This window comes from Larkinella insperata (assembly GCF_026248825.1).
Taxonomy (GTDB): domain Bacteria; phylum Bacteroidota; class Bacteroidia; order Cytophagales; family Spirosomataceae; genus Larkinella; species Larkinella insperata.
Map to the genome: position 1 here is coordinate 3,927,501 of NZ_CP110973.1, position 11,952 is coordinate 3,939,452.

The 11,952-nt window shown below is 52.7% G+C and carries 8 protein-coding genes and 2 rRNA genes (1 of these 10 cut by a window edge); 7 read left to right on the forward strand and 3 right to left on the reverse strand.

Translation table 11 applies throughout. The features are described 5' to 3' along the window. Positions 1 to 993: ribosomal RNA gene (locus OQ371_RS15750) — 23S ribosomal RNA — on the forward strand (it extends 1,907 nt beyond the left edge of the window). A 110-nt stretch (positions 994 to 1,103) separates the two neighbouring features. Continuing rightward, a 5S ribosomal RNA gene (gene rrf / locus OQ371_RS15755) occupies positions 1,104 to 1,215 on the forward strand. A 445-nt stretch (positions 1,216 to 1,660) separates the two neighbouring features. Here rrf and OQ371_RS15760 read toward each other — a convergent pair. The 3 genes from OQ371_RS15760 to OQ371_RS15770 are packed head-to-tail and all read right to left on the reverse strand — an operon-like array spanning position 1,661 to position 6,403. Then, complete coding sequence (locus tag OQ371_RS15760) at positions 1,661 to 3,319, reverse strand: M1 family metallopeptidase (RefSeq protein ID WP_374761418.1); 1,659 nt, start codon at positions 3,317 to 3,319, stop codon at positions 1,661 to 1,663. Between the two features lie 37 nt (positions 3,320 to 3,356). After that, positions 3,357 to 5,534, reverse strand: coding sequence for a S9 family peptidase (locus tag OQ371_RS15765; protein ID WP_265989058.1), 2,178 nt, complete (start codon positions 5,532 to 5,534; stop codon positions 3,357 to 3,359). Between the two features lie 5 nt (positions 5,535 to 5,539). Then, positions 5,540 to 6,403 carry an AraC family transcriptional regulator gene (locus OQ371_RS15770; RefSeq protein ID WP_265989059.1) on the reverse strand — a complete coding sequence of 288 codons (864 nt, stop codon included), beginning with the start codon at positions 6,401 to 6,403 and terminating at the stop codon, positions 5,540 to 5,542. Between the two features lie 279 nt (positions 6,404 to 6,682). Here OQ371_RS15770 and OQ371_RS15775 point away from each other — a divergent pair, with 279 nt between their 5' ends. The 5 genes from OQ371_RS15775 to OQ371_RS15795 all read left to right on the forward strand — a co-directional run bounded on the left by OQ371_RS15775 (position 6,683) and on the right by OQ371_RS15795 (position 11,950). After that, complete coding sequence (locus OQ371_RS15775) at positions 6,683 to 7,594, forward strand: dihydrodipicolinate synthase family protein (RefSeq protein WP_265989060.1); 912 nt, start codon at positions 6,683 to 6,685, stop codon at positions 7,592 to 7,594. A gap of 45 nt (positions 7,595 to 7,639) precedes the next feature. Continuing rightward, complete coding sequence (locus OQ371_RS15780; protein WP_265989061.1) at positions 7,640 to 8,641, forward strand: 4-hydroxyproline epimerase; 1,002 nt, start codon at positions 7,640 to 7,642, stop codon at positions 8,639 to 8,641. Next, on the forward strand, positions 8,638 to 9,885 hold the full coding sequence (locus OQ371_RS15785; protein ID WP_265989063.1) for an NAD(P)/FAD-dependent oxidoreductase: 1,248 nt from the start codon (positions 8,638 to 8,640) through the stop codon (positions 9,883 to 9,885). Before OQ371_RS15780 ends, OQ371_RS15785 begins: the two co-directional genes overlap by 4 nt. Positions 9,886 to 10,043: 158 nt before the next feature. Further along, positions 10,044 to 10,361 (forward strand): hypothetical protein, encoded by a 318-nt coding sequence (locus OQ371_RS15790; RefSeq protein WP_265989065.1) that lies wholly within the window; start codon positions 10,044 to 10,046, stop codon positions 10,359 to 10,361. 455 nt (positions 10,362 to 10,816) lie between these two features. Further along, positions 10,817 to 11,950 (forward strand): FIST signal transduction protein, encoded by a 1,134-nt coding sequence (locus tag OQ371_RS15795; protein ID WP_265989066.1) that lies wholly within the window; start codon positions 10,817 to 10,819, stop codon positions 11,948 to 11,950. The last annotated feature ends 2 nt before the right edge of the window (positions 11,951 to 11,952 follow it).

The following is an 11,952-nucleotide window of genomic DNA, read 5'->3' on the forward strand; positions in this document are numbered from 1 at the left end:
GAAGCCCCAGTAAACGGCGGCCGTAACTATAACGGTCCTAAGGTAGCGAAATTCCTTGTCGGGTAAGTTCCGACCTGCACGAATGGTGTAACGATCTGGGCACTGTCTCAGCCATGAGCTCGGTGAAATTGTAGTTCCGGTGAAGATGCCGGATACCCGCCACGGGACGGAAAGACCCCGTGCACCTTTACTACAGCTTATCATGGACGCTGGCACAAGCATGTGTAGGATAGGTGGGAGGCTATGAGCCGGTGTCGCTAGGCATCGGGGAGCCAACGTTGAAATACCACCCTTGCGTGTGTTGGCGTCTAACCTGACAAAGTCAGGGACCGTGGTTGGCGGGTAGTTTGACTGGGGTGGTCGCCTCCGAAAGGGTAACGGAGGCTTCCAAAGGTTCGCTCAGGCCGGTTGGTAACCGGCTGTGGAGTGCAATAGCAGAAGCGAGCTTGACAGTGAGGCAGACAAGCCGAGCTGGTGCGAAAGCAGGGTATAGTGATCCGGTGGTTCCGCATGGGTGGGCCATCGCTCAAAGGATAAAAGGTACGCCGGGGATAACAGGCTGATCTCCCCCAAGAGCTCACATCGACGGGGAGGTTTGGCACCTCGATGTCGGCTCGTCACATCCTGGGGCTGGAGAAGGTCCCAAGGGTTCGGCTGTTCGCCGATTAAAGTGGCACGCGAGCTGGGTTCAGAACGTCGTGAGACAGTTCGGTCCCTATCTGTGGTGGGCGTTAGAAGATTGACGGGGGCTGCCCTTAGTACGAGAGGACCGGGGTGGACTCACCGCTGGTGAACCGGTTATTGTGCCCACGGTACGGCCGGGTAGCTACGTGGGGTTTGGATAAGCGCTGAAAGCATCTAAGTGCGAAGCCGGCCCGGAGATGAGTCTTCTATTGAAGGACGTTAGAGACGATGACGTTGATAGGCGGCAGGTGCAGGACGGGAGACCGTTACAGCCGAGCCGTACTAATGACCTGAGGGCCGAAGCGTTGACATTGTTGGTGGGAGTCTGGTGATTGTGAATCTCTTTCTTCTTAAAGAAGCTTAAAAAAGAACCATCCACGGTAGGTGTGTCCGTTGAGGCACAGCACCGCACGAGCTGGGATGGTGGCAAGGGTGCGGGGGAACACCTCTTCCCATACCGAACAGAGCCGTTAAGCCCCGTTACGCCGATGGTACTGGAGTCACTTCCGGGAGAGTAGGTTGCCGCCACCACAGATTATCCGTCCCCATTTCAGCAATGAGATGGGGACTTTTTTTTGCGTTTATATTTCCAATATCTTTCGGTCGCTAACTTGGTGCTTCTGTTTCGAATTTTATAACTAAGTGGCTTCCAGCTTCATTTATTATTCATTAGTGATTTTACAAGACGACAGATTTCCTCCCAAACATTTTATTGATGAAACTCCGAGTAAAGTATGCCTGACAATAGATTGTTTCTGTTTATAATTCCGTATCGGAGTGGCTATTTTCCTTATGCTTAACTAGAAACTATTTTAATCAAATCAATAAGAGTAGAGGCAGTTAGGAGCAGATATAAGAAAAATTAGTACGAATAGGAGAGTTGTCGGCCTTTCGCTCCCTTTTTAAAATAGCAACTGAGTCGTTTCAGTTGCTATTTTAAAAAGGGAAAAGTTATTTACCCAAAATAATACCAGCGTCAAGATTTCGGCTGAACCAACGAACGAACCAGAACATAGTAATTTGGATCACTGGTTAGAGTAGTTATGCCGGGGGTAGGCACGGTTTGCCACTGGGTGGTCGGTTTTAAAATCTTGTTGGGACCGTTCTTATTAAAACATACTTGCACCGGCATGTCAAAGCCGTTTACGCAATTTGCCCAACGGTACTGCAGCTTGTTGTTCGCAATCCGGTATTCTAGCGTTGGAATGCGGGTATCGCGTAGATACTGATCGAAGACTTTCTGAAAATCGATGCCAGATTGCCGACTGATGTATTGCTCAATTTGCTTCCCTTCTACGGTTTGATGATAAAACGTTTTATTCATTCCCCGCAGAATAGCCCGCCACTTATCATCATTGCCAATAATCTGGCGAATTGTATGTAGCAAGTTCCCACCTTTGTAGTACATGTCTCCGGATCCGGCATGGTTGACGTTATAAACACCAACGATAGGGCGATCATTGCGGATGAGAGCCCGGCAACCTATCACGTAAGCCGCCCCGGCCTCTTTGCCGTAGTAGTATTCCGTGTAAAGGTTTTCGGAATAGTTGGTGAAGCTTTCGTGCACCCACATATCCGCAACATCCTTATACGTAATGTTGTTAGCAAACCATTCGTGGCCGGATTCGTGAATAATGATGAAATCCCACAGCAAACCGAAACCGCTGCCCGATAAGTCTCTGCCCAGATAGCCGTTCTGAAAACGATTTCCGTAGGTAACAGAACTTTGGTGTTCCATGCCCAAATACGGTGTTTCAACTAATTTGTAACTGTCTTCGTAAAACGGATATGGCCCAAACCAATGTTCAAATGCTTTAAGCATCGGCTTTACCTGCTGAAATTGGCGACGCGCTGAATCTTCATGTTCCCGTAGCGCATAGAACGTCAAGTCCAATTTACCTTTTTCGCCTTGCAGCGTATCCGACCAGTGAATGTAATCCCCTACGTTCAGATTGACCCCGTAATTATTGATTGGGTTGCTAACGAACCAATCGAACGTATGAGTGCCATCGTTGTGCTCCGTAACGCGCCGTAGCCGTCCGTTCGAAACGTCGGTGAGACCTTTTGGCACGGTGACGCTGATCAGCATGCTGTCGGGTTCGTCGTACATGTGATCCTTGCAAGGCCACCACGAACTGGCCCCCAGGCCCTGGCAGGCCGTAGCGATAAACCACTTCCCGCCTTTATCGCGCTTCCAGACAAAACCGCCATCCCAGGGCGCCCGTTTGGCCTTTCTGGGTTGGCCAGCGTAAAAAATTTGAACGGACTCGGTTTTTCCAGTCTCCTGCTTTTTCTGAAGGGTCACAAAGTACGCATTACCGTCTTGCCGGAAAGATAGCTCTTTGCCATCCTGTACCACTTTCTGCACTTTCAGTGGACGCTGTAAATCGACCTGCATGGTTTGGTTAGGCTGCAAAACACGGTATTGAATCGTGGTGCTACCGCTGATGGAACTGTCGGCGGTGTTGAGCTTGACCTGCAAATGATAATAGGCCAGATCCCACCAAATCCGCTGGGGAGTGATGGACCCGCGCAGCGTATCATCGTGCGTAAACGCATACTTCTGGGCCGAAACTGATAAGGAGAGAAACAGACCTGCACTGATCCAGATGATTTTCTGAAGGGCATTCATCATAAAGGCTTTAAAACTTTCAGGTTTTGGATGTCGCAAATTAACGGGCTCCCGGAGGGCAGTGCTCCAGTAAATAATTGGTATAAAGGGTACGCAGGTGCTGGCTGGTACCTTCCCCCTCGGAGATGCTGTGTGTGCGATTCGGATAGGGCATGACCTGGAACTGCTTGTTGTGCTTCACCAGTTCATCAATCAGTACTTCGGCATTAGAGTAGTGAACGTTATCATCGCCCGTGCCATGAATATAAAGCAAGTTTCCCCGCAAATTTTTGGCGTACGTAATGGGTGAACCCGCTACAAAATCTTCCCGGTTTTCCTGCGGTAATCCCATGTACCGTTCCTGATAGATATTGTCGTAGAAGAGCTGGTTGCCAACAGCCGCAATGGAAATCCCGGTTTTGTAAATCTCTGGATACTGAAACAACAGATGAAGTGTGGTGGAACCGCCCCCGCTCCAGCCCCAGACGGCCACCCGGCTTGTATCCAGGTAAGAACGTTGCTCAAAAAGCTTTTTAGCACCCATCGCCTGATCGCGTACGTTGATCCGGCCAATTTGCCGGTATATAGCTTTGCGCCAGGCCGTACCCTTGAGCGTTGGTGTACCGCGGTTGTCCAGCGCAACGTAGCAATAACCGGCTTTAGCCATATCACCTTCGAAGAGGTTATTGTAGCCCGCCGAAAACACATCGTTGGTGGTCGTGCTGGCAGGTTCACCGTAGACGTAGAAGACGACCGGATATTTCTTGGTACTATCAAAATTGGCGGGTTTTCGCATCCAGCCGTCCAGCGTCACTCCGTCGGCGGTGGTAACCGTGAAAAATTCCATATTCCGGGGTGTTTGGATGTTCGGTGCACGGCGGGAAGCAGCCGCCCGCAGTACCTGATGATCCGCTAGCCGAATCCAGTTGCTGGCCGGAGGAGTCTGGTGGCTGTTGAACGAATGCATGGCAAACTGTCCACCGGGCGCGATGTCGTAAGTGTGCGTACCCACCTGGTTAACCGGAGAAATGCGTTCCAGCTTACCTTTACCGTCCATTCTGGTGCGGAACAAATACCGCTGGGTGGGATTGATGGGGGAAGCGATGAAGTAGATGTACCGGTTGCGTTCGTCGATGGCGCTAATGCCGGCGATGTCGTAAGAACCCGGCGTAAGCAACACGGTTTTCTTTCCATCCCGGCTTACCTGGTAAAGGTGCCGCCAGCCGTCTTTCTCAGATACCCAAATAAATGATTTGCCACCTTCGAGCCACGGCCAGCCCCCCGGGGTGCCGGCGTGTGCCTCAATCCAGGTCGTGCTGGTTTCGCGGTGAATGGGAGTGATTGTGCCGGTAGACGGTTGGGCGACGAAAAGCAGGCTTTGATTTTGCTTGCGGTTGAGCTGCTCAATAATCAGATCATTACCGGTTGGAAACCACTCCATCTGGACCAGATAGTGCTGCTGTGGATCGCCCGGAACGGCCAGCCAGCGAGTTTCTCCGCCGGTAGCCTGCACCACCCCAACGCGGGCCGGTGACGGTGATTCGCCCACTTTCGGGTATTCAACGGGAATGACACGGGAGTAAATCGAATCGGTGGTGTTCAGCATCAGATAATCGCGGATGGCGCTGGCGTCGATCTGCCAGTAGGCAATCTGCTTGCTGTCGGGGCTCCAGCGAAAACCGTCGCGGCAGCCGAATTCCTCTTCATAAGCCCAGTCGAAGGTACCGTTGATGCGTTTACGCGTACCGTCAGTGGTCAGCGGAGTTGTCTGGCCGCTTGCAACGTCTTCCACAAACAGATTATTCCGGCTTACGTAAGCCACTTTTGTACCGTCGGGCGACAACTTGGCGTAGAGCAGCGACTGACTCGGCTGGCTTTTGCCGATCTGCCGCAACTGGTTGGTTTTCCGGTTGAGCAAGTAATAGTCTCCCCGGCTGTTGTAGCGCCAGACGCGGGCGGTGTTGGTGAAGACCAGGACCGTTGATGAGTCCGGGCTGAACGCAAAACTGGCGATTTCCAACGGTTTTCCGGAGCCGGGCGGGGTCAGTTGTTCTTTGGTAACTAACGGAGTTTCCCGACCAGATACCACGTCGGTTCGCAGAATGGCTTCCCGATTGGACGACAGGTAGGCCTTTCCGTCGGGAGTCCAGCGAATGCCCTGGAATTGGGCCGTCGAAGTCTGGCTAAAAGCGGTAAAAAAAATGCCGATGAAGAGTAATGTTCTTAAGTTAAGCGTCATAATTTTTAGAAGAGGGCTTTAATATACTGACCCGGTGTCAGGTTGGTGATCAGTTTAAATTGTCGGTTAAAGTTGGATAAATTAGTGTAGCCGCACGAAAAAGCAATTTGACTAATGGGTAACTTCGATTCCTGCAACAACCGGCAGGCGTGTTCAATCCGTACTTCGTTGAGTAGCTGTGAAAACGTTTTCCGGGTGTGGAGCCGAAAAAAACGGCAAAAGGCACTCGGTGTCAGGTGCGCCTGGGCGGCAACTTCTTCCAGCGTAATGGGAGTGGCATAATGGTTCAGGATGTAAGTAAAGACATTGTCGAGACGCTGGTGATCGTCGGGACGCCGGGCCTGTTCGTAAGCCGTGATCGACAGGATTTCACGCCTGGAATCGGAGGCCATGCCGTCCAGAACCGTCAGCAGTGTTATTAATTGCTCGAAAGGCCGCAGCTTGTGCAACTGTTCCATGTGTGTTGTCAGGGAAGCCGCTTCACTGAACCGGATTCGAACGCCGTGCCGGGCTTCCTGAAAAAGCTGGTCCAGGTGGTCCAGTTCGGGCATCCCGAAAACGGTTTGTTTCAGGTGATCGGGGTGCAGGTAGACCGAGTACGATAAAGCCCGGTGAGCCGTATCGGGCGCAAAATAGTCGGGGTCGTTCCGAAAAACATGCGGCAGGTTTGCTCCCAGTAATAAAAGATCGTAGGGGCGAAACCGGTCGATGCGGTCGCCAACCACCTGCGTTCCCACGCTTTCCCTGATCAGGGTCAATTGCAGCTCCGGGTGAAAATGTAGCCGGTCGTAAAAATGCGGGCCGTCGTCGACCTGCACCCGAAACGAGCGATCATCCACTGTAGGAACCCGGAACAACAGTGGCTTCATCCGATGCAGTTAAAGTAGTAAATAAAACCGAAGAGGAACGTGAAACGCAGTGTCATATGATCTGAGGGCTTAGGGTGATGAAGTTTACCAAAGTAGCAAAAGAAATGGAAATTGATACTGAATTAGTCTGTTTTTTGTGGCTGATTAATGAAAGTGGCAAAAAAAGTACTAGAACTAATCAATCTTTGTGAAGTGCTACCCTGATTTATTCCCCAACTTTGTTCTGGCCAAAGCCGCCAATTTCTTCTGTTTCGTTTAACTGACTTATCCTCAAATCTCATGGCAACTTCTGTACAATGGCAAGGTGTTTACCCTGCGCTCCTCACGCCGTTTACGGCTTCCGATGAACTGGATCTGCCGCTGTTTGTCAAAAATATTCATGCCCAACTGGATGCGGGTGTTCACGGATTGATCATTGCCGGATCGCTGGGGGAAGTCAGCACGCTAACGGGTTCGGAGAAGTTGTCGTTGCTGGAGTCGGCGCGGGAAACCGTCAATGGCCGGGTGCCGGTCATCATGAACATTGCCGAAACCACCACCCGCGAAGCCGTACGGGGCGCCCGGGAAGCCGAGGAAAAAGGAGCCGACGGACTCATGGTGTTGCCGCCCATGCGGTATTTTGCCGACGCCCGCGAAACCGTTGCGTTTTTCAAGGCCATTGCGCAGGAGACTTCGCTGCCGATCATGATCTACAACAATCCGATTGATTACAAGATCATGACCACGGTAGCCATGTTTGAAGAACTGGCTAAACTGCCCAACATTCAGGCCGTTAAGGAATCAACCCGCGACCTGACCAACATCGCCCGGATGCGGAATGCATTTGGCGACCGGTACCGGCTGCTCGGTGGGGTCGATACGCTCGCGCTGGAGTCGCTGTCGGCCGGAGCCGATGGCTGGGTGGCCGGTCTGGTCGATGCGTTTCCGCTGGAAACCGTTACCCTTTACGACCTGGTGAAAGCGGGCCGGATGGATGAAGCCCGGAGCCTGTACTTCTGGTTTATGCCGTTGCTGGAGCTGGACATTCACCCCAAGCTTGTGCAATACATCAAACTGGCCGCGGCCGCGGTGGGTATTGGTTCGGAATACGTCCGGGCACCGCGTCTGACACTGGTGGGCGAAGAACGGGAACGGGTTTTGGGAATCATTGAAGCCGCTCTGGCCGTTCGCCCGAGCCTGCAAACGGCGTAACGTTTCTTTGTTGCCTATTTTCGAAAACGGTTTTCAACCAGTTTTATGAATTATAATTTTTTCTGCATCGACGCGCATACCTGCGGCAATCCGGTGCGGGTTGTAACCGGGGGCAGCATTCCGCACCTGACGGGAGCAACCATGAGCGAAAAGCGGCAGCATTTCCTGCGCGAGTACGACTGGATTCGCAAAAGCCTGATGTTTGAACCCCGCGGGCACGATATGATGTCGGGCAGCATTTTGTATCCGCCAACCGACCCGGCCAACGACGCGGGCGTGCTGTTTATTGAAACCTCGGGTTGCCTGCCCATGTGCGGCCACGGCACCATTGGTACGGTTACGGTCGCCATCGAGCAGGGGTTGGTCGTACCCAAAACGCCGGGGGTACTGAACCTGGAAGTGCCCGCCGGACTGGTCCGCGCCGAATACCGTCAGGAAGGCCGGAAAGTAAAATCCGTGAAAATTACGAACGTCAAGTCGTATCTGGCGGCTGAGAGTCTGACGGTCGAGTGTCCGGATTTGGGAACGCTGACGGTGGATGTCGCTTACGGGGGAAACTTCTACGCCATTGTTGACCCGCAGGCCAATTTTCCCGGTTTGCAGCACTTCAAGGCCGAACAGCTCATCAGCTGGGCGCGCGTGATGCGGCAACGGCTCAACGAACAGTACACGTTTGTGCACCCCGAAAATCCGACGATCAACGGCCTGAGCCACATTTTGTGGACGGGCGAACCGCTGGCGGCTACTTCGACGGCCCGCAACGCGGTTTTCTACGGTGATAAAGCCATTGACCGTTCGCCCTGCGGAACCGGGACCTCGGCAAGGCTGGCGCAGTGGTACGCCAAAGGCTGGCTAAAACCCGGTCAGGATTTTGTGCACGAAAGCATCATTGGTTCCATCTTCACGGGCCGGATCGAGCAGGAAACCGAACTGGCGGGCCAATCGGCCATTGTGCCGAGCATTGAAGGCTGGGCAATCATTCACGGTTACAACCACCTTATTCTGGACGAGGACGATCCGTACGTACACGGTTTTCAGGTCATATGAAGCACATCGGTATCATTGGGGGCGGAGTTATCGGTTTATGTTCAGCTTATTACCTGAACAAAGCCGGCTATCGGGTTACGGTTTTTGATAAAAATCCCATCACTGACGGTTGTTCGTTTGGGAACGCCGGAATGATTGTGCCGAGTCACATCATTCCGCTGGCCCAGCCGGGCATGATTGCCAAAGGAATGCGGATGTTGATGCGGTCGACCAGCCCGTTCTACATCAAACCACGTCTGAATGCCGATTTGCTCCGCTGGGGCTGGCTGTTTTATAAACATTCAACCCCCCAACACGTCGAGCGGTCGATTCCGGCTTTGCGTGACATCAGCCTGCTGAGCAAACAGCTCTACCAGGAACTGGCCCAAACCGAGGGACTGTCGTTTGGCTGGGAAGAAGTTGGCCTGCTGATGCTGTACAAAACCGCGTCGGCCGAACACGAAATGGCGGAAGAAGCCGAGGTGGCCAATCAGGCGGGAATTGAAGCCCGGCAATTGTCCGGCGCGCAGGTGCAGGAACTCGAACCAAACGTTCGCGTGAACGTACGGGGCGCTGTTTATTTCCCCGGTGATGCGCACCTGAACCCGGGCCAGTTGATCCGGTCGCTGGTAACGTACCTGAAAAAGCAGGGCGTAACCGTGCTGGAAGGGCAGGAGGTAACGGGAGTTGGCCGGTCGGGGGCGCGCATTACGTCGGTGCGGACAACAACCGCTGAGCATTCCGTCGATGAGCTGGTGATTGCCGCCGGAGCCTGGTCGCCCGGGCTGACGCGGTTGTTGGGCCTATCGCTGCCGTTGCAGGGCGGCAAGGGGTATAGTTTCATGGTGAAAAACCAGCAGCCGAACATTCGGGTTCCGGCCATCATGCTCGAAGCCCGAGCTACGGCTACGCCGATGGGGGCGGATTTGCGGTTTGCCGGAACGCTCGAAGTGGCCGGAACGGATTTGTCGGTGAACATGAACCGGGTGCGGGGAATCGTCAATTCCATTCAGAATTATTACCCGGAATTGCCCGCCGATCTGCCGGAGGTGTCGAAGGTATGGAGCGGGTTACGGCCCTGCTCGCCCGATGGATTGCCGTATATTGGCCGGACAACGGGCTTCGAAAACCTGACGCTGGCGACGGGGCACGGTATGATGGGCGTTAGTCTGGGACCGGCAACGGGGAAGCTGGTTGCGGACTGCGTCGGGAATCACACCCCGGATTTGGACCTGAGTGTTTTCGATCCGTTGCGATTTTCGTAAAAAATGGACCGTTAAATCGATAAAAAACCGTTTTTTTGTTCGGTCAGTGGCCTGAATGATCGGAACATTAAAAAAATGCTATCTTTCAGCACTGAATTTACTCGACGTATTTAAGCTCACGATCTTTCGCACACGGATCGCCCATAACTGTCTCGATCATGAATATCAGCTCTCCCCAAGCAGGCCGATATTATTATGTCGGAAATGAACCGACGCTGTTTACTGAAAAATTATTACAGGAAATCCTGCCTCATCACCGCCCACAGCCCATTCGTTTGACCAAGCAATGGTTGTCTCTCTTCGGTTTTAAACCTGATCCCCACCGCACGTTCTGGTATTTTCAGGATTTAAAGCTCGTGCCGGGTCTGAACTGCTGGCTGTGTGTGAGCAGCCGCCGGTACTTGTATTTCGTGCACGAGTTGCAGGAGTGTTTCGCTGATATCTACCAAATGGAGTTGCCGCTCGAAAGTCACTGACCGGCAGTTCTCCCATCCTTTTTTGCCCCATTCTCTAATTTAAACGAATCCCCAGCTACTGGACGGATCTAGCACGATATTTGCCACTTTCTCAGTGGCTGAGGGCAACCGGTAGTTGGGCAGATTTGCGCTTTTCATTTCAGATTTTTTCAGGTTTACATTTCGATTCGCTGCTTGATAGCTATTGAGCGCCAGAAGGTAGCGTTGCCGCTGTGTCACTCTCAACGGAACTGACCGGATATAACGTTACCCGGTTTGTTGCCGATGCATTCTACCGAATTGAACCAGGTTGATTGTGGGGTCAGGCATCAAAAAATAATCACCCGATGTGCCCGGGCAGTGGCACTAAACAGTCGTATGTCCATTTTTTGCACAAGACTACTTAGTGAAGTCACTGTCCCGACAGTAGGCGGTTGATGAAAGTACCTACCTAACTTTGACTGGTTGCTAGACGAATGAAATTGAATCAATCCGTTTATCAAGATCAGGCGTGGACCTTTTTGTCCGAAACGCCGGGCTTTTCTGCTACGAATGCTCAGTTGGTGCTGGCTTTCGGCGAACGGTTTCTCCTGGAGAAGCTAAATCTGTACGACGAACTGCGGCTTCGGTTTCCGGTTGCGGATATCATTATCAACTCCACGTCCGGGGAAATTTACCTGGATAAGGTTCACGATGATTCGGTCATTGTGACGGCTATCGAATTTGAGAAAACCCGGATTCAAACCGTTCAGATCGACATCAACAAGCATACGGAGAGTTACCAGGCCGGACAAAAACTGGCCGAAGCACTCGATGCGCCTGATCTGGCTGCTTTGTTTCTGATTTCCGACGGCGGAAAAGTGAATGGCAGTGACCTGACGCGGGCCCTCAATCAGCTTTTACGACCTTCCATTCCCATTACGGGCGGACTGGCGGGCGATGCGGCCCGTTTTGAACAGACTCTGGTGGGCCTCAATCAGAACCCGTCGGCCGGGAAAATTGTCGGTGTGGGCTTCTACGGCGAGCACCTGAAAATTGGCTACGGTTCCATGGGCGGCTGGGACGTGTTCGGCCCGGAACGCGAAGTGACCCAGGCTAATTACAATGTACTGTACCAGATTGACGACAAGCACGCCCTGGATTTATACAAAGAATATCTGGGTAAGTACGCCGAAAACCTGCCGGCGGCTGCCTTTCTTTTTCCTCTGTCCATGCGGGTGACAACCGACTCCGAGCCGTTGGTACGAACCATTCTGACAATTGACGAAGCAACCAAGAGCATGACGTTTGCGGGGGATATGCCGGAGAAAGCCCTGATCCGGTTTATGACCGCCAACCTGGATCGGCTCATCGATGCGTCGGCCACGGCTGCCCAGATATCCATGAAACAACTGGATTTTACGCCCGAACTGGCCATTCTCATTAGCTGCGTCGGCCGCAAACTAGTGCTGGGCCAGCGGACCGAAGAAGAAGTGGAAGCGGCCCGGGAAGTGTTTGGCCAAAATGCCGTGATGACGGGGTTCTATTCATACGGTGAGATTTCTCCCCTCAACACCCGCTGTGAACTACACAATCAAACCATGACCGTAACCGTCTTTTCCGAAAACTGAAC